Source organism: Halomonas colorata (assembly GCF_014897985.1).
Lineage (GTDB): Bacteria > Pseudomonadota > Gammaproteobacteria > Pseudomonadales > Halomonadaceae > Vreelandella > Vreelandella colorata.
In genome coordinates this window covers 22,739-43,309 of record NZ_JABUZA010000033.1, presented here as the reverse complement: position 1 = coordinate 43,309, position 20,571 = coordinate 22,739, and the positions used below count along the sequence as shown (strand labels likewise).

Below are 20,571 nucleotides of genomic sequence, written 5' to 3'. Positions count from 1 at the left end.
AATCCCGCCTCAATAAACGCACTTATCATATTCAGATATCTTATTTTTCAGATATTGAAAAAAATGATGACTCTTCTCATTTAAATAAAAGTGCCCACCTTGAAAACCCTGAAACTCGAATCTCCCGCTCGTCACCTCAGCCCAACGACAAATTTCATCAGACCTAACCTCGGTATCTCGCCGCCCCAACAGTGCACTCACCGGACAGGAAAGCGTGTCGAAATTCCGGCGCTGATAGGTTTCTATTGCCTCGAAATCTGCTCTCAAGATTGGCATCACTAACTCTCTTAAAGCCTGACACGCAAATACATCTGATGCCGTACCACCCAATGCTGAGACCTTCTCAATCAACTCCTGATCACTTCGGCGGTAGTAATCCGTTCCACTGTTCTGATCAGGAGGCATACGACCGGAAATAAATAAGTGCTCCAGTGACTGGCCGCGTTTTTCCCACCGTAGCGCCGTTTCAAATGCCAGGGTGGCCCCCATACTGTGTCCAAAGAAAAACGTAGGCCGCTGAGGTAACATCGCCAAACTGCCGACCACCTCATCCGCACACTGGTGTAGGCAGGTCTTCAGCCCTTCCGCCAGCCTCTGACCGCGACCTGGCAGTTGCACCGCATAAACCGCAGTCTGTGCATCAAGATGATTTTTCCAGGGCAGAAAATATTCGGCGTTACCGCCAGCAAAATGAAAACAGATCAACTGGCGTCTCGTTCCAGGTTTAACCAGTCTCAGTTGCTTATGCATACTGCCCTCCTTGGTCGTAGGCCGTTAACCATTGCTGAATATCCGGCTGAGTCCGGACCGGTGCGGCTGCCTGAATGACTTCAGGATTCCCGACACAGCTCATCAGCGATTTCCAGACTGCAGCTTGGGATAAAAGGCTCTGGGCAGTTTTAGGCGAAGGTTGCTCAATCTGGGAGGCAAACTGACGCAGTGCACTGCGAATCGCCTGTGACCAGTGCCGCTCCAGAATTTCTTCCAGTGAAGCGCTACCCTGATAGATGACTTCGCAGAGCGGTGGCGTATAAAAATCACCAGCCTGCTGCTTGTCGACGAGTTCCCGCACACCTTGCCGGGTTTCATGGCGGGGGATATAGAAGGTCCGGTTCCACAACACCGGACCGTGCGTGTTCACTAGCATCAGGTTCCCGCTTGGCAGACCTATCGTGATGCGATGCATGATATGAAAGTGATTATCCGGATCATTCGGGTCGAGCTGATTCTGGATCTTGAGTGTCAGCGGAACCCCGGCAAAGATTCCTTGAACCACTTGGTACGGCGGCGTACAGCGGGCCTTACGGTGCAAGGAGGCAGGGAGTCTGGGGCTGGCATAGAATTCATAGGGAGCAACACATCCCAGCGCACGGGAGAGTATATCCAGCAATCCACAAATGACCTGAACACCACAGGTGGCTTCAATAAACAAGGGTTGCTGGCTCTGCTTCGCGGCCTGACAATAATCAATGAAATGCTGAACTGCCGGCACCGTCGGATAATGGGTATTAATCTGATACTGGCAACCCTTTTCTCTGGCCAGCTTTAGACATTCCACCACATCTTTTTCGTAAACCGGGTGTTCCTGCAAGACGTGAATTCCCCGCGCCAGCAACGAGGTAGCAAGCTCACTTCCCTGCCCGCCTACAATGGCTGATCGCACCACCACACAGGCAATGTCGATATCATCCGGTAACTGCTCTACGTTCTGATACAGGGGAACCCCGTACCGGTCGGCCAGGAGTTGTGATCGTTCACTTCCACGAGCGAGGATACCCGACAGTTCAAACTGAGGAAAATGTCGCTGAAAGGCCGACAGATAGACCTGACCGAATAACGTTCCGCAAACAATCACCCGATAGGTTTTAGTGGACGCCTGGCTTACAGGTCTCGTCGTCATAAAACTCCCTCCTCAAACACGACCTCTTCATCCGGGGTCAATGACATTTCCCAATGACGGAAAAGATTCGCCTGCGACAGTTGCTCCAGCAAGGATTCAATCTCGACAGCTTCAGATAGCCAGCATAGGCTCGGGCGCTGCCGGCGGCTCCGTCGGATCAACTGGTCGGCTGTCACGGCTGCCACCCAGCCCGTCAGTCGGTAGCCGTTATCGAACCGGCAGTTCAGCTCAAACCGGACCGGCTGATCAGCCAGCCAGCCCCGGGCATGCACCACACAGTACTGTTGCGTTCCATGCTGAGATGTAAGCGCTTCACTGGCCGCCACCAGCGCATTCAAACGGCCAGACGGATCTCCCTGATCCGCAAGCACCAAGTGCTTATCGGCGATCAGGTTATAGGCCCGATAGTGATCGAATGACAATGACCGCGCGACTCTCTGATGTTCCGCACTCAGATAAGGTAAAGCCGAGAAGACCGGGGCTCCTGGTATCGGCGCCACCCCTTCTCTGGTGGCAATTCGAGTGATCCGGCCACCGACCACACCACAACCGCTGTAAGATTCCCTTTGACTCAGGCTGGCAAGAAAATCTTTCGCGGAGGTGGGGGTGAAAACTTCGATACCACCGACATACAGTTCAAATTTATCCACACGCTGCATTTTCTTCCGGACAAGGTATGCCAGCAGCGAACTGAAGCCAGGAACAAACCCGGCCCCCAAAACACAAGGGGATGAAGCCTGACCCTGTCTTTCAGCAAGAGAGGTAAATACATCTTCTTCACCCCCTACATCAACGTAGGGAACCCCCTTCAGAAGGGCGATCCGTGCGACGTGATCCCGAATCACCGCCGCCGGACCCGCAGCGTTGATCACCATATCGTGGGAAGCGCAGATTTCCTCAACCCGCCGGGCATCAAACAGATCCGCCCGTTGATAATTCGCTACCTCGGGGCGAGGCTGGCGCCCGATAATCGCAGGGTGATATCCCAAAGCTCTGAGCGCTTCAACCACATAGCTCCCGACTTCACCCATGCCACCAAAAACTGCAATTTCAGCCATGTGGCACCTCACATGCTGCACGCTGATTCAGAGCCTCAGCCAGAGGTTCGACCGCTCCATGTTGCATACAGGTAAAATGATCACCACTCAGCGGGATGTGCGCGATTTCCCCCAAGCCGAACTCCTGCCAGAAGGCAAGCATGTCGGTTTTCAGCGTCGGCAACAGATAAGTCGGCTCTTGCTGACATGCAAATGTCAGATCACCGCAATAGAAAGCCGGCTGATAATGGGACACTGCCTGAACACTATGATGGAACACCGGGTACATACTGCGAATATCCCAGTTACGCATGCCTGGTTCCGGGTGCTGTTCAAGCAGACGTTGCAACATCCCAACCCGCTCATGCTCCGGAGACTGTGCGTATGGCAGATAAGATTCCGCGAGTTTTGTATAACCTAGCCGCCCGGCACAAGCCACTACATCAGCAGGACAAACCGCCGAAGGTTTATCCTCAAGAACGGCCAGATACGTTTCCTCCAGTTCTGCCAGTTCAAGTTCTGGCCACGGGTTTCCTAGACCAAGTTCTTTAGCCAGCGCCAAATCGGTCATCATAGGGTCATTGACTAGATAAGGGATCTGATAACTACTGGCAATGGTCAGCGAACTGACAGTTATCCCCTCATCCAGACACTGCCTTACCAGTTCAAAGGCGATCAGACCGCCCATACAGAAACCAAAAATGTGGCATTGCTCTAGATCCAGCTGCTCCGCAATCAGCGTTTTATACTGATACGCAAGATCGACAATCAGCGTCTCTTGCGGCAGGGCCAGATAATGCTGATGATCCGTCACACTGACACCGTAGACCGGCGCTTTCAGCTGTTCGATCAAGTTAAGGCAAGGCATCACGGTTCCGCTGCCATCATGAATGACTATCACCGGATCTCCCGATCCCGCTTTCAGCAGTTGCATGGGAGACTGCAGTGAGGGTTTTTGCGTTGCATCGGAGTCCGAGGCATTTCCCATCGCAGTCTGCTGACGTAAGAACTCGGCCAGTGCAAGCACTGTCGGTGTAAGCAATACCTGGCGCAAAGTACCTTCCCATGGAACCCGATCTTCACCCAACTCTTTCCTGATCCGGCTGACCCATTGTGTAATCAGCAGAGAATCCCCACCGGCACTGAAAAAGTCATCACTGGCAGACATAGCCGGATTGCCAATAATTTCCCGGCAGGTCGTCAGCAACGTCAGCGCCAAAGAATCCAGCTGTTCTGTCGTTTTCAGTGTGCTTTCATGCTCTTCCACCATTATTTCGGGTAGAACACTGCGGTCCAGTTTCCCGTTGGCCGTCAACGGCAGGCTGCCCATGATCGCCAACTGCCCCGGCAGCATGTGTTCAGGTAATCGGGTCGCCAGCATTTCGGTCAGCACGGCTTTATCGCAGCGCGCCTTACCGCTATTAAACTGCGCCATCATGAAACTCTGTCCGAGCTGATGCAGCACCTCCCGCGGATCCGGAAAGGCATACACGCAATCACCGCCAACATCCCGTATCGCCTGTAACCAACGCTCCTGCGGCATAAATGGCGAGTTCAGTTCCAAACGCTCATCCTGATGTTCTGTCAGGCCGTGTTTGAATTCCATCGAAGTCATCAGCTGATAATTGTCGCGGGTCGCTTCAATAACCAGCAACCAGCCACCAGGAGACAGTAGTTCACGCAGGTGATGCAGTCCCTCACGGGCTACCACCGCATTGTGCAGCACATTCGAGGACACAATTATATCGAACTGACCACAGTCCAGACCCTGTGCCAGCGCTGGTCGATTGAAGTCATACAGTCGATAGCGAATGAAGTCATAGTCCTCATAACGCTCTCTGGCTGCATTGAGGAAAAACGGCGAGACGTCGGTAAAAGTATATTCGACCGGTTTACCCGCCAGCGCCGGGATCAGCTCATTACTGGTTCCCCCGACACCGGCACCGATTTCCAGAATACGGATCGGACGTTGCACTTCTCCAAGATGCGCAACTTTCTCCAATGTCGCCGTAACCAACATTCTATTCATCATGACGCTGAGCAGATTGTTCTGATAGGCGGCTGTTGCAACATCCAGATTCCCTTCCGGGAACAACAGATCCAGAGGGTCTGCAGTGTCCCGAAGCAGTTCCGGCAGGCACTGACTGCTCCGCTCCAGGTAGCCGACCAGACCTTTATCCCCGCCAAGCCGTTCAAGCGCCTGATAACAACCCTGCCAACAACGCTCGATTTCTGCAGCGTCTACGCCTCGGGTAAGCCGATAACGCCCCCGCGTCTGAGTCGCCAGCCCGTGTGCCTGCAAAGCCATCATCCAGCGACTGAGCAAAGGCTCATGGCGCGCCGCATAGTTCCCCTCAGACATTACTTGAGGTAAGGTTTTTGACTCTCCCTGCGCCAACCCGCCACTTTCCTGAAGCGCCTGATTCATGTGCAGGAGTGCAACCTGATCCAGGTGACAGACAAAATCTTCAACAGCTGCCAGGTCTGTTGCCTGACGAATGCGGCCGGCCAGTTCGTCAAGGTGCTGCCGAGTCTGGCTGAACTGGCCGGACAATTGTTGAAACTGATCCGGCTGCGCCGCAACGCCGGGCTGCACATACGCCTGCAGATAGCGCTGGTGCTTTTCACCTCGGGCAATCACCACCGCCTGCGAAACACTCGGTTGCTGTTCCAGCGCCGATTCGATCTCTCCCAGTTCAATTCGGTGACCGCGAATTTTAATCTGGTGATCATTACGACCGACAAATACCAGCACACCATCATCCCGGTAATAACCCCGGTCACCAGTGCGATACCAGCGCAGACCGCTCTCTTCATCAGAAAAGAAATGATGCTGAGTCTTCTCTTGATCCTGCCAGTAACCCAGAGCCACTCCAACCCCGCCGATACATAATTCACCGGCAACCCAGTCCGGACAAGGACGCCCGTGAGCGTCACGGACCATAAACACTTGATTTGCCAGCGGGCGGCCGTAAGGGATTGAGGTGCCATAGCAAGCTTTCGGATCAACAGGATAGAAAATGGACCATATTGCGGCTTCCGTCGCCCCGCCCAGACTAAATATGGCCGCGGCCGGATAGTTGCGGGCAATTTCTTGCGGCAAATCGACAGGAATCCAGTCTCCGGACATCATCACTATCCGCAGTGAATGGTCTGTATCACAAGCTTCATCCGCCAAATAGCGGGTAAGCATATTCATTTGTGCCGGGACGGAGTTCCATACGGTGATCTTATGGGTCTGAATCAGCCGGGCCCAAAGCGCCGGGTTTTTCAGTGCATCTTCCGTTGGCAGGACCAGCGTCGCGCCGCAGGCCAAGGTGCCGAAGATGTCGTAAACAGACAAGTCAAAACTTAACTTCGCCAGCCCCAATACCACATCCTGTCCGGTAATCTGGAAACGGCGATTGATATCCAGCACAGTATTAACGGCAGCCCGATGACTCACCATCACCCCTTTGGGTGTGCCTGTACTACCAGAGGTATAAATAATGTAGGCCAGACGCTCTGTCGTTGACGAGACATTGACCGGTTGAATTTGTTCACCGTCAGCAAGCCCGCCTTCGGAGAGAATGTTCATGGCATTAAAACCGTCTTCCGTGAAGCGGCAGGCAAGCTCCTCATGGTCGGTCAACACCAGATCAACCTGAGCATTGGACAGGATCTGACCGATACGTGCCATCGGCTGGCTAATATCCAGAGGCAGATAAACCCCATCGGCCAGCAAAATGGCGAGTGTCGCGACAACCTGCTGCGCACTCTTTTCCATGGCAACGGCCACTCGTTGACTGCGGGGCAGACGAGTAGCCAGTTGCTGCGCTTCAGCAACCAGCTCCCGATACGTCAGCTGACGCTGTGGCGTCTTCAGTGCTATCGCATCAGGGGTCTCTATCGCCTGCTGCAATACCAATTGATGCAACATGACATCTGGCATCGGATGCTGCGTGTCATTTACCTGCCGGCGTGTTTCTTGCTGTCGCTGCGGCAACGGAATCCCGACCGGATTCCGCCAGGCGGTTTCGCCCTCTACAAGTACATTACGGATAGCATTTTCAAATGCAGCAAACATCGATTCGATCATGTGAGGAGGGAAAATACCATCCAGAACATCCCAGTTCACACACAGACGCTGATCACGAGTCATCAGTTGGCAGTCGATCCAGACTTGCGGGGTCTGGCTGATGCCAAAGACCATTTCCAGACCCATATCGTAATGAGACATGGTCTGCGAAACCTGTTCACGCTGGTTACCGACCAGTGCGCTGGTGAACACCACCGGCATTCGCGCATACTCTGCCCCATGTTTTCGAGCCAGTTCGCGAACGACTTCGATTCCACTGAATACTTTATGTTCCAGGTCCTGCCACAACTGGTTCTGTTGTATCCTCACCTGTTCTGCCAATGGCCTGCGCTCACGTAAATCGACTTCCAACAGGTTAACGCTGGTAAAGTCACCAACCATACGCATGAGATCAGGATGCATCGGTTCACGATTCATCACTGTCAGATTGAGACAAAAATGCTGACTATCAGACCAGCGGGCAATCACTTCGCTATAAAGGGTCATCAGCAATGAGGAAGGTGTTACTCCCTGTTGCTGACACTGCGACTCAAGCGCCTGCCACTCAGCCGGGGAAAAAATAGCTTCATAGCGGGTGAACCCCGGCGCTCTATCAGACGCACGATCCCTGGTTTCGACTGTCATAGCCGTATCAATGCTCGCCCCGGCCCGTGGCAGGGCCGGGCAGGATGGCAGCTCATCTATACGTTCATGCCAGTACTGACGGGCCCGACCGTATTTCACCGTCAATTTCTGCCGTCTCTCGTACTCAATGACATCTTTAAAGCTCAGTGACAGGGGAGGTAACACCAAATCCGGATGGTGATAGAGATGCAGCAATTCTGACAGGACAATCTGAATACTGAGAAAGTCAGCCACCAACAAATCGATACTGAAATGCAGATACGACACGCCATCCGACGACGATACCGCCAAGTCAAACAATGGCCAGGTTTCGGTGTGATAAACCCGGTGAGACATGGCCTCACGGTAGGCGAAGCGCGCTTCTGAGCCCTGTCGGTAACCGATGTTAAATTGAGGAACCTGCGGTAAAATTTTCTGCTGTCCATCACCCATCACAATAGCTCTTAGCATATCGTGCCGTTCGATCAGCCTGTTCCACGCCCGGCTTAACGCCTTGTGATCGAGCTTTCCAAATTCAATTTCGAAATAGCCATGACAACCAGTGCCCCCATACTCAAAAATATTCTGCCGCCCAATCAGATAAGCGGCCTGAACATCACTGATGGCAAATGGCTGGTACCTGTCCTGGGGATCACTGGCCGGTGTCAGCTTCAGCCCCAGCTCCCGCTCTTTCAGCAAAGCGATCAATTCTGGTTTGCATGCTTTCAGTTGAGCGGTGATTTCCGGATTGATTATCCCCTGAGGAGCCCTGAACCTGAGCGCTCCGTCTTCCAGCCAGAACTCGGCATTCTGAGCCTCTAACTGTTGCAATAAAGCAAGCGGCGTTACCCTGACTGTCTCTGATATCATATCGATCCTTCCTCATATTCGAATCGGGGTGTTTTCTGATCGGGTATTGCAATCTCCTGGGCAAGCCGGCCAATGGTCTGCAGATTAAATACGCTTTGCAGTGGCAGCTTGATCTGGTGCTGTTTCTCCAGCCAGGCCGTCAGTTGAATAGCAGCAAAAGAGTCACCGCCAATGGCAAAGAAATTGTCGTGGATACTCATCGGTTCCGAACGGCCCAGTATCTCGGCCAGAGCTTCGGTCAACAGGCACTGCTCCGGGGTCGTTGCCGCCACAAACTCCGTCGACTGCAATTCAAGGAGTTTCATATTGCTCAACTGTTTACGATCGATTTTCCCGTTAGCTGTCAGCGGCCACTGGCTCAGCACCGCATATCCGTCCGGCATCGCGTAAGGCGGCAAGTAACGTCTCAACGTCTGCTCGACTTCAACAAAATCCAGTGATGCTGACGCCAGCAAATAAGCATGAATTCGGGGGCGACTTGCATGCGGCTCGACCATGACCAGAGCATCTTCCACCTGAGGACAACAACGAAGCGCCTGACTGATTTCATCGAGTTCAATCCGCAACCCGGCAATTTTCACCTGTTGATCCCGGCGTCCCAGAAACTCCAACCTTCCGTCCGGCCAGTAACGGCCCGAATCTCCGGTTCGGTACCAGCGCTCTCCCTGAAACTGGCAGAACTGCTTCCCGGTTAAGACCTCATTCCCGATATAACCGAGTGCGACCCCCTCTCCTCCGATCCAGAGCTCTCCACTCACCCAGTCAGGGCAGTCATTGCCGCATTCATTCACGACCCTGAACTTCTGATTCTGCAACGGAAACCCGTATGGGATAGATTTCCACGCAGGGTCAACAGATTCCACCAGCCAGTAGTTTGACCAAATCGACGCTTCGGTCGCGCCACCCATGGAAACCAGTTTGACCTGCGGATTACACGCTTTCAGTCTGTCGGGCAGTGCCAGAGGAATCCAGTCTCCAGACAGCATCACACAACGTAACGATTCCAGATCCTGCTGCGTCGCCCGCAATAAAAGCATATCCATCAGAGCAGGAACGGTATTCCACAAAGAGACCTGATGTTGTTGCAAGAGCCTCAGCCAGACAGCCACATCCCGGCTCTCTTCATCCCGGATCAGGACCACTTTCCCCCCTGCAGACAGTAGCCCGAAGATATCGTAGACCGACAGATCAAAATACAGCGCCGACAGCGCCAATACCGCATCCTGACTGCTAACCTGGTGTTGGTGGTTGATCGCCAGAATCGTGTTCATCGCCGCCCCATGGGTAATCGCTACCCCTTTGGGTTCTCCGGTACTGCCAGAGGTAAAGATGACATAGGCCAGATCATCGGCATGACGGGGAACCGGAGCCAGTAAGTGAGCCGACTGCGACGAATATTCAGGGATCACCACAGCACGTGCATCCCCAGGAAGTAAGCACGACAATCGGACGATCACCCGGCTGATCCCGGCTTGATTCAACACCGATGCAACCCGAGATTCCGGCCAGTCCGCCGCAATCGGGACATAAGCAGCGCCAATCCACTGAATCGCAAGTACAGCAACGACTTGCTCAACAGAGCGGGGTAACATCACCCCGACACATTCACCCGCTCGAACGCCTTCCTTTTCAAGCACGGAGGCAGCCTGGCTGACCCACTGATGCAATGCGCCATAGCTGACGGAATGCGCATCCAGAACCACCGCCACCTGATCGGGGCGGGACAGCATCTGCTGATAGACGGCTTCATGCATAGCATGCCCGGGAAGCTCACCATGGGTTTGGTTCACCCGCTCGCGCGCAGCATGCTGTTGCGGCGGCAGTCCGATCACACAGGGCTGATGCCAGTCGTGGTCAGTCAAATGCGTCAACAAAGTACAATAGGCGGTGAACATGGCATCGATCATTCCCTCCGGGAACAAAGATTCGACGACATCCCAGTTAAAGTGCAACGCACCGTCATGCTCATAGACCTGGTGATCAATCCACACCTGAGGTGTCTGCGAAACACCCCATACCGTATTGGCCGGACTCAGGAGCGAACTTTCATCCAGAGCCGTATCGGCACCAAGCGCACTGGTGAAGACCACCGGCATACTGACATCACTGACCTGCCTCAACTCTGCCAACTGGCGCAGCACCCATACCGCTGAAACATCTGCGTGCTCCAGGTCCTGCCATAACCGTTGTTGTAACCGCTGGGTAGCTGCTAGCCAGGATTCGCTTTCATGCTGCACCGTTTCAAGTAACAGCAGTGAAGTAAAATCACCCATAATGTGGTGAATATCAGCATGAACCTGCCTACGATCAAACAATGTGACATTGATGCTCAGCGCTGGGTTTTCAGACCAACTGGCCAGCACACTGGCGTAGCTGTTCAGCAGCAGACAGGACGGCGTAACCCCCAGCCCGCGTGCTTTGTCAGTCAGTTTCTGCCACTGTTCTCGAGGAAGAACCGACTTACGGCGGACAAACCGAGGCCTGCTCAGCTGATTTGGCTCTTTCGCCAACGGCAGCCGCGGTGCGTCCGGTAGATTGGCTAAACGGGCCCTCCAGTAATCCTGTGACTTTTCCTGGTCACCGGCTGAAATCCGGGCATAAACCTGATCCTGATAGTCTTTGAATGTCACACCCAGCGCAGGTAAGGTCACCTCCGGGTCGCGATAGCACATACCCAGTTCAGCAAAGAAAATCCGCATACTCAGGCCATCGAGAATCGCATTATCCAGACCAACACAAAGACGCTTCTGGCCCTGATCGGACACAATCACCGTCAGATGGAACAATGGCCACTGGGTCGGATCCAACACTTTGTGCGATAACTCGCTCCGCATCCGGGCAACCGTTTCATCCCAAACTTCATCTTTACAGGTTATGACATCCAACGGACAATGCGGCGCTGTGGGTAAAAATCGCTGTTCGCCCGGCTCATCAAATACGATTCTCAGGGTATGATGACGCTCAATCACCCGCATCAGAGCCTGCCTGAACCGTTCGATATCAAGCTGATCATCTTCAAACTCTGAGTAGAAATGGGTTCCGACGCCGCCCATGACCAGCCCTTCCTGGCGACCGGTAATGTACGCCTGCTGAACATCCGTCAGAACAAACGGCTGATACAGCTCCTGCTGATGATGCAGCAACTCAAATGCGGGTCTATTCTCAGACTCATCCCGTTTCAGATGGCGGGCAAACTCCTGCAATACCGGGCGGTTGAACAGATCTGCCAGCCTGACATCCCTGATACCGGCTTCATCCAGCGCGGCCACAATTCGTGTCGCGTGCAGACTGTCGCCTCCGAGCTGGAAGAAATTGCTGTGACGGTCGACATTAACACCCAGCACAGAATGCCAAATGTCTGCAACCAGAGATTCGTTCTCCGTCTGGCAGGCTTCTCCATTCGCAGCGACAGCTTCGATGGTCGGCTGCACCTGTGCGAGGAGTTGTTTTCGATCGACTTTACCATTCGCCGTCAGCGGGATCGATTCACACAGAGTAACCCGCTTCGGTACCATATAGGCAGGTAAATGCTGTGCCAGCCAGCTTTCCAGTTGCCGGGTATCTTCAACAAGAACCTCACCGGACTGACGGCCAGACAAGAGCACTAAATCACCTCGATGACTGCTGACACACAGCTCAGTCTCCAGCGATGAATAGGCCAGACCTATTTCCCAATCCTGAGCATTCAGAAGCGGTGTACAATCGCCCTCTCGGCTATCTTCAAACGCTCCGGCCTGCCCCGAGAACAACTCTGGCTGCAACAAACAAACCGTCAGCCAGGCTAACGGACTTAAATGTTGGGTTTCCAGCACCATAAAATGCCCGCCTGGAGCCAGTAAGCCGGCCAACGAATCAATGCCATGATTGATATTGGCAAACCGGTGCAAAGCGTTGTTGCTAATCACTACATCCGCAGCCAGAGGCTCACATGCAGAGAGCGGCAGCACCTGGACATGCTCACCAAACCCCGCCAGCCGGAAGACAGCTTTCTCTCGCATGGATGCAGCACTTTCAGTGACCCGGTAACGGACATGCTCCGGATCGCAGTGGCTCAGTATCGCACCTGCCAGTCGCCCTTCACGGCCATTGAGTTCAACAACATTCACCGGCCGGCCCAATTGCGCGGATAATTGGGTGATTGACGTACATAGATACGAGATCACCTGAGGCAACTCCGGATGGTTCAAAACCAGCACTTCAGGTGTCAGGTCCGGGTCATCCAGCAGTTCTAGCGCACCGACCTGTCCCTGTAGCAAACCGGCATACCAGTCCACCCGGTTTTCCAGTGCCGTCAGTAGTCCCTGGTATGAGGGCGCGACCTCATCAACCGGCAACCTGTCGGCCAACTCAACAAAAGTTTCTGTCGGGGTAAACTGCATTGCCTGTTGCTGCCATCGCCGGGTCTGAACCAACAACTTCAGCCACGCCTCAATCACAACCCGGTACGAATCAGCCACAGACAGTGCAGCACACCATTCGTCAGCATCCAGAGAACACGGCGTCACCTGACCGCTGCGATCCAAAAGCTGCCGGAGGATCCGATCGGCAATGTAGGCCGTAATTTCAACCTCTGTTCCCCCGGCATCTTCCAGCGTCAACCACTGCATCGGTGACAACCGCGAAGCGGCCAATGCCGCTTCGCCCCCCCTGGCTCGGACAAACGATGTATCCGTTACCGAGGTATCTGTCTGTACCATCAGTTGTATCTGCTGACCCGACTGTTCGGTGACCAGTGCAACGGCCCGCTTAACTCCGGGATATTGAGCAGCTACATGCTCGATTTCTCCCAACTCGATACGGTAACCCCGGATTTTGACCTGATTATCGCGCCTCCCGATGAACTCAATGATGCCCTCGGGCCAGAAGCGTCCCATATCACCAGTACGGTAATATTTTTTCCCTTCATGAATCACAAACTGATCAGCGGTTTTCTGTGGATCATTGAAATACCCGACAGCAACCCCTTCACCACCGATCCATAGTTCACCGGCAACCCAATCCGGACAATCCCGGCGACTTTCATCCATCACCCGGTAATACTGATGGCTGAGGGAATATCCGTAAGGGACACTTTTCCATTCGGGATGCACAGTCTCAATATCGAACCAGTTCGACCAGATCGCGGCTTCTGTCGCGCCACCCAACGCGGCTATACGAGTTTGTGTACTCAAAGCTTTCAGACGCGGATGGAGATCCAGACCAACCCAGTCTCCGGATAACAGCACTTGTCGCAGTGAGCCCGGCAAAATCCGGGCATCGGTACGTTCGGCAGCGATCAGCAACATATCGAACATTGCCGGGACCGAGTTCCAGACGGTGACCTGATGCTGCTCCATGGCCTGCAACCAGGTTCTGGCTTCCCGGAGCTGCATTGAATTAGGCATCACCAGTGCAGCGCCCACCGAAAGCGGCGCGAAAATATCAAAGACTGACAAGTCAAAGTTCAGCGCAGACAGCGCAAAAACCCGGTCACTGACACGCATCTGAATACGGGCATTAATATCGTCGATTGTATTCGCCGCTGCCTGGTGGGTCGCGACCACCCCTTTCGGTATTCCGGTTGAGCCCGAGGTGTATATAATATAGGCATGCTGTGTGGGCAAAAATCGTGGCCACAGACGCGGGGAGGAATCCGGTTTCCCTGGCGCTCCGGGATGAACCAGCACTTCGACACTGACTAGAGATTCTGGCGTAATACCACCCAGCCCGGACAGCAATTCCTGACCCTGCTCATCGACCACGATACAACGAGGGCTCGCCTGATCGATTATCTGCTTTAACCGGGGAAGCGGCTGTTCAACATCTAAAGGGACGTAAGCCGCTCCGAGCAAGTGAGTTGCCAGTACAGCAACGACCTGAGACCGGCTTTTCGGCAATAAGATCGCAACCCGGTCACCGACACACACTCCCCGCTCGAAGAGCTGATCTGCCAGCGATTCGGACTGCGCTGCCAATTGGCGGTATGTCAGCGATCCGTTCTCATCGATCACGGCAATGTTATCGGGACAGCGTCGTGCCCGATCAAAAAATCGTCCGTGCAAGGTCCGCGGCTGGAATTCCACCAATTCCTGCCGGTTACGCTGCTCACGAAGTTGCTGCTGCTGCGGATTCAGATAATGCTCGACGGGCTGATGCAATCGGGCCGAATCTTCCGACAAGGAGAAAATCAGCGCTCCCATAAAGCCAAACATCTGATCGAGCATCTGTGGCGGAAAGAGGTCATCTACCGTGTCCCAGCTGACAATCAGTTCGCCATGCTGCTCCATAACCTGACAGTCAATCCACACCTGAGGGGTCTGAGACACAATATAGTCCAGGGTTCCCAGCGCGCTGCCCTCAAGAAAATCATGGCCCAGATTGCTGGTAAACACTACCGGCATTGTCACTTGCGCCCCATGCTGGCGTGACATTTCCTTGAGTACCTGCACGGCATCATACTGGCTGTGATCCAGATTTCTCATGAATGTCTGATTCAGGCCAAGCGCGTTATCCAGCAAGGTGTCAGAAGCCGTTCTGTGACATTCCAGCAGCATCAGCGTAGTAAAATCAGCAACCATATCTGAAATATCAAACGCATCGAAACGACGGTTAAAAATCGTCAGATTGAGACAAAAATCCGGCTGTTCACTCCAGCCACGAAGCGTTTCAGCATAGCAAGCGGCCAGTAACATGGACGGGGTAACACGGTGATGGCGACAGGTCTCTTTCAGAGCTTGCCAATGTGCCTGCGGCAACCTCCAGTCGCGGTGAGAAAATACGGGAACCGCAATCGCTTCCGGCCTTTTTGCCATCGGTAAAGCGGGGGCTCCTGGCAGATCCGGAATTCGCTCCAACCAGTATTGACGGGCGTCCTTACTGCCATTCCGAGTTGCCATGTGGTGTAAATAACGCGGGAAATGTTCCGTAGCCTCCAATAACCCAGCCTGTGGTGGCTGAGCATAGAAGCGAGCCATTTCCTGCACCAGGATATGAATGCTCAACGCATCGGCAATAACCATATCAATATTGATATGTAACCGACTGCCTTGGGCTGTATGACTGACATGAACCGACAGCCCTGATTGCTGTTCTAAATCGAGCACCTGTGATTGCAACTGTTCACGCAATGCCATCTGCCTGGCCAGCGCTTGCCGACCATCGCAGTCCTGCCACTGATGCTCTGTCACTTGAGGCGCCGGCTGATCGGTAATGATCCCCCGTCCATCCGGCTGCATGCGTAACCGCAGCATACTGTGCCGCAGCGTGAGCGCCTCAAGTGCACGATTAAGGCGTGCGCCATCGAGTTCCGGCTGATTCAGCTCCAGATAGACCTGGCAGGCAACCCCCCCCAAGACCTGATCCCGGTTACGCCCCTGCCAGTATGCTTGCTGAACGCCGGTCAACTCAAAAGGTTTACCAAGCCACCGTTCGCTACTGTTAGCCTGAGGCATCCCGCCTGCCGCTTTGGAGAATCCTTCCGTCCTGCTTCCCTGCATCAACTTCAGCCAGTCTTGCACTGTGGGGGACTCATACATGCGGGCCAAGTCGAGACAAATTCCCAGTTTTTTTGCCTCGTCAACCAGGTCCATCATCTGAAGAGAATCAATGCCCATGCCGATTAAATCATCGGCCTCACCAATAGCTTCAGCATCCAGCATCAAGGTATCCGCAAGCCATTGGCGCAAGAAGGCTTCCCGGTCAACGTCCGCCAGCAGTGTGACTGACGCCGATAGCGGGTGCGACAAGCCCGGCTCAGACGTGGCCCAATACGCCTCCTTAGCAAACGGATAAAGAGGTAATGCCATGCGGGTTGCTACGGAAAAAGTATGCTGACCCGCCAATAGTGACCAGTCATACGATGCCCCATCGACCCACGCACGGATGGGGGAAGGCAGTGTTTGCCCCACCAAAGTATCGGGCGCTGAAGCCTGCGGATCTGCCGAAAACTCCAATAGTGCTGCGATCAGTTGCTCTGCCCCCTGATACGCTATGCAGGCTCGTACCGGCAACTGATGAGAACGATGACACAACCATGCATCCAGAAGCTGACCCCGCTCATCGGGATGCTCACTTAATACCTCGGCCCATTGATGGGCGTATCGTCGGAGAGCATCCCTGTCCGCGGCCGCCAATGGCAGATAACAAATAGCCGCTGCCTGATGCTGTGCAGACTTGACTGGATGCTCACGCTCGGGCTCATGACGCAGGATAAGGTGAGCCAGCGTTCCGGTGAAACTCATCGCACTAACAGCCATTCGTTTCAGGCATTTCGGCTGGCTATGCCGGCTGAAGCAATAGCGGCTCAGCCAGGGTTGAAGGTGCGGATTAGGCCGATCAAAAGTCGGGTGACCAAACAGACACTGATGCTGCATCTGGGCGATTGCGCGGATCACGCCTGCAACACCCGCTGCTGACTCTAGATGACCGAACTGCGATTTGGCTGCGGTTAAATGCAGTGGCTCCTGGCGACAACCATACACGCCATCTATAGCACTCAGCTCAATCGGATCCCCAAGAGAGGTGCCGGTACCGTGTAGCTCAATCGCATCAAGATCATCGATGCTCCCCCCGCTTTGCTCGAGGACCTCCTGAAGCAGTGCCTGCTGCGCCAATGGGTTCGGTGCTGTCAGGCTACTACTTTCTCCATCCTGAGCAACTCCGCTAGCTTCAATCACCGCAAGAACCGGATCTCCATCCTGCCGCGCCTGCTGATAATCCTTTAACAGTAACAACCCCATCCCTTCCGCTCGGGCATACCCATCAGCATCATGGCTAAAGGTTGCACATCGACCATTGGGAGAGAGCATCCCTGCATTTTGCAGAGCCAGTTCTGTCTGAGAGGAAAGCAAGCAGTTCACACCGCCGGCTATGGCCGTCCTCCCTTTTCCAGAGCGGATATAATCCACAGCCATATCAACTGCAACCAGAGATGACGAACAAGCAGTATCAATAGTGATGGCAGGTCCACGGGTGCCGAAAAATTTTGCAATTCTTCCAGAGCCGGCACTCCGGCTATTGCCGGTCGCCAAATAACTTTTGGCATGCTGACTGTCATTCATCTGAGCCAGCGCATCACTGTAATCCTGACTACCCTGACCAATGAAAACTCCCAAAGCCTGCCCTTTCTGTTTCTCAGGGAACCATCCGGCCTGCTCAAACAGATGCCAGCTTGACTCAAGCAGCCACCGATGTTGAGGATCCATAAGCCTGGCTTCTGTTGCAGTAATGCCAAAAAAAGCAGCATCAAATTTGTCGATGTCATCAATTGCACCAACAGGCAAAGAGAAGGAACGCAGTGACGAATCCACCCGAGTCAGCGCATTTTCTCCTTTTGCCAGCCAGTCGGCGTACGTAGACCACGCAGCATATTTTTGCTGGGGCAAGCGACAACTGATTGCCACCACAGCGACCTGACGAAGCTGGGGTTCTGAATACGTATACGGTGTGGACGGCAGTCGTGAAGTCTTTGATTCCAACCATGCACGCAATGACTTCAGATTCGGATAGGCAAACAAGACTGTTGGCGACAACGATAACTGATAATACCTGGCCAACTGAGCACACCACCGGGTTGCTACCAGACTGGTCAACCCCATATCGGCAAAGCCCTGGAACTCGTCGACCCGGTCGCCGCCAAGTAATTTTTTCAGTGAATCGGAGACAAAGTCATCAGTCGTTTGCAAACCGGCTTCATTTGACTGACCGGCCAGAGGTTCAGTTTGCGGTTCTGAGACAAACAGTGGTTTGAGTTGTTTTGCGTACCAGTCAGCCAGCATCTGACTGCGGCGAATCTTGCCACTTGAAGTTTTTTTCAAACCGCCTCTGGTAACCAGTATCAACTGTTCGGGCAATAACTGATGATGCTCAAGCACTAAAGCTGAAATCTCTCTTGCCAGGGCTTCGAGCGTCTCGACTGGCGTATGGCGATGGACCTCACACATCCCGTAGATTTTGCCGTTTGCCGCATCCTGCACAAAACACGCACCACCAACATTAACCAACTCACAGTACGTTTCGATACTGGCCTCAATATCGTTGGGCATATGATTCTCACCCGCAACAATGACGACATCTTTCTCTCGGCCACAAATAAACAGCTCGCCTTCAAGGAGAAAAGCCAGATCACCGGTGCGCAGATAATTGCGATTATCCTGACTATCGGCTAACCGGGCGTGAAACGTCTCGTCGGTTAAACCGGGGTTCTGCCAGTAGCCTTGGGGCATACAGTTTCCGGAGATCCATACTTCCCCGATTTTCCGGTCTTCGCAGACCATCCGGGTATCGGGATCGACAATTTTCAGCGTCCAGGAACCCATACAGTTCCCACTACTGACCAACTCCCGGCCGCATGGACTTTCAACGGCTCTGCCTGCAGCCAAATGCTTCTCATCAAAACGCTTACGGACCAGCGCTGTTCCCTTCGCCTGATAGCAGACCACCAGCGTTGCTTCCGCCATTCCGTATCCCGTCATCCACATATCAGGCCTGAAACCGGACGAAGCGAAATGAGCCGAAAACGCATCAAGGGTTGCCGGACGAATCGGCTCCGCAGCCGTCAAAGCTTCTTCCAGGCATGACAAGTCCAACTGACCCGCCTGTGCCGGGGAAACCGACTCTACACACAGCTGATAAGCAAAGTCAGGAGCCATCACGACATTGGCCCGGTAACGATCAATCAGCGCCAGCCAACTGTACGGATCCCGAATAAACTGGCTGGGACGGATAAAAGTGCTACATCCGCCAGAAAGCAGCGGGTACAGCAGACCGTAGAACAACCCCAGATCATGATAAAAAGGCAGCCAGCTTGCGACATGAATACGGTCGATCGTCGGGTGCATCCCCGTCATCAACTGGTGGTGGTGGTGAATATTGTCATCATGATTGCAAACCGCCTTGGGCTTGCCGGTCGAACCCGAAGAGTACTGCAACAGAATCGGCCCGGAGGCTGCCCGGATAGCTTTCAGATCGATCCCGGGAGCATTACCAGCGATTTGATCAAGATAAATCACCGTTCGGTTTTGATGCCAGCCCATCCTCTCCAGCTCTGCTTTTGATGAAGACAAGGCCAGAATCACCCGAGGCTGACAGTCCTGCAGAATATGCTCCAGCATGAGACGCACCCGTCGCAGCCGCTGAACCCCCGGCAGATTAACCGGTACTGCGGTGACCCCTGAAATAACACATGCCAGAAAGCCGAAGACAAACTGAGAATCACCAGGCAACAAGAGCAACGCCCGCTCACCGTAAAACGGACGAAGCTGACCAGAAATACTGAAGACTTTCCGGGAGAGCTCCCCGTAACGGTATTCCTGATGTCTGTCAGAAGTACAATCGCGTATGGCAACATCATCGGAACAGTCATCAAACCGCGCCAACAATGTCATCTGAACCCAACTTGGCCTAGAGTCTTTCATGTAATAACTCCGTACTAAAAGCCTGCTCACGGCACACTTTTCACTTGATTATTTATTAAAATTCATGGCTTATTTAATTTACAAAAACCAAACCCCAGTTAAATCTGACTAACAAAATGGACCAAATAATATATAGCTTCCAACTCTCCACAGAAATAAAAAACCTTAAAAACTCCAGACTGAAAAATATGAAAACCTAATAAAAATAAACTATTATCCAATACATTTGAAAATAGCCTAAAAACAAAAACTCAACTAAATTATATAAATAAAATATCCAAAGCAAAAAATACCGAAGTGTAATATCGACCCACTATAACGATACAAGCGAAGGATCGCAATGATAATCATTACCGTTCAAGAGCCATGTCAACCCTTCTTAAAACCGACCTTGCGCGCTGAGCCGAAGAAAGCCTGATCAACGAGTAATTTTGCCGATGAATCGCATTCCAGCTCGCAAATCCATATATAAGGCTGCTAAAACCCTTCCTTGCGGCTGGCAATACCTGCAATGTCGCTGACCTGAGGACTTGCCCACAGGCTCTTCAGGTTTGCAACATAGTGTTTCAAATTACGCCTCCATAGTCAATAATGATATTCATTATCATTTGGCAATTCCTTTAATTTTCTTTGAAATCATCATGTTAACAACAATCAGAGCTTGAAAATCTACCTGATCGCCCGAGAGAG

General features: G+C 53.2%; 5 protein-coding genes. All 5 read right to left on the bottom strand.

The window, feature by feature from the left end; genetic code table 11:
* Nucleotides 1–9 precede the first annotated feature (9 nt).
* From INT33_RS15245 to INT33_RS15225, 5 genes are read right to left on the bottom strand one after another with little or no spacing between them, the layout of a single operon-like run.
* Entirely contained in the window at nucleotides 10–750 is a 741-nt protein-coding gene (locus INT33_RS15245; protein WP_193060396.1) for a thioesterase II family protein, read from the bottom strand.
* Nucleotides 743–1,900: a Gfo/Idh/MocA family oxidoreductase gene (locus INT33_RS15240; protein ID WP_193060397.1), complete on the bottom strand. Its 1,158-nt coding sequence runs from the start codon at nucleotides 1,898–1,900 to the stop codon at nucleotides 743–745. The genes INT33_RS15245 and INT33_RS15240 overlap by 8 nt, the downstream gene beginning before the upstream one ends.
* On the bottom strand, nucleotides 1,897–2,958 hold the full coding sequence (locus INT33_RS15235; protein WP_193060398.1) for an NAD-dependent epimerase/dehydratase family protein: 1,062 nt from the start codon (nucleotides 2,956–2,958) through the stop codon (nucleotides 1,897–1,899). The genes INT33_RS15240 and INT33_RS15235 overlap by 4 nt, the downstream gene beginning before the upstream one ends.
* Nucleotides 2,951–8,488 (bottom strand): non-ribosomal peptide synthetase, encoded by a 5,538-nt coding sequence (locus tag INT33_RS15230; protein ID WP_193060399.1) that lies wholly within the window; start codon nucleotides 8,486–8,488, stop codon nucleotides 2,951–2,953. Before INT33_RS15230 ends, INT33_RS15235 begins: the two co-directional genes overlap by 8 nt.
* Nucleotides 8,485–19,881 (bottom strand): non-ribosomal peptide synthetase, encoded by an 11,397-nt coding sequence (locus INT33_RS15225; protein ID WP_193060400.1) that lies wholly within the window; start codon nucleotides 19,879–19,881, stop codon nucleotides 8,485–8,487. Before INT33_RS15225 ends, INT33_RS15230 begins: the two co-directional genes overlap by 4 nt.
* Between the last annotated feature and the right edge of the window lie 690 nt (nucleotides 19,882–20,571).

Coding starts and splice junctions, on each gene's coding strand:
- INT33_RS15245 (WP_193060396.1), bottom strand. CDS start 750: ATGCATAAGCAACTGAGACTGGTTAAACCTGGAACGAGACGCCAGTTG.
- INT33_RS15240 (WP_193060397.1), bottom strand. CDS start 1,900: ATGACGACGAGACCTGTAAGCCAGGCGTCCACTAAAACCTATCGGGTG.
- INT33_RS15235 (WP_193060398.1), bottom strand. CDS start 2,958: ATGGCTGAAATTGCAGTTTTTGGTGGCATGGGTGAAGTCGGGAGCTAT.
- INT33_RS15230 (WP_193060399.1), bottom strand. CDS start 8,488: ATGATATCAGAGACAGTCAGGGTAACGCCGCTTGCTTTATTGCAACAG.
- INT33_RS15225 (WP_193060400.1), bottom strand. CDS start 19,881: ATGAAAGACTCTAGGCCAAGTTGGGTTCAGATGACATTGTTGGCGCGG.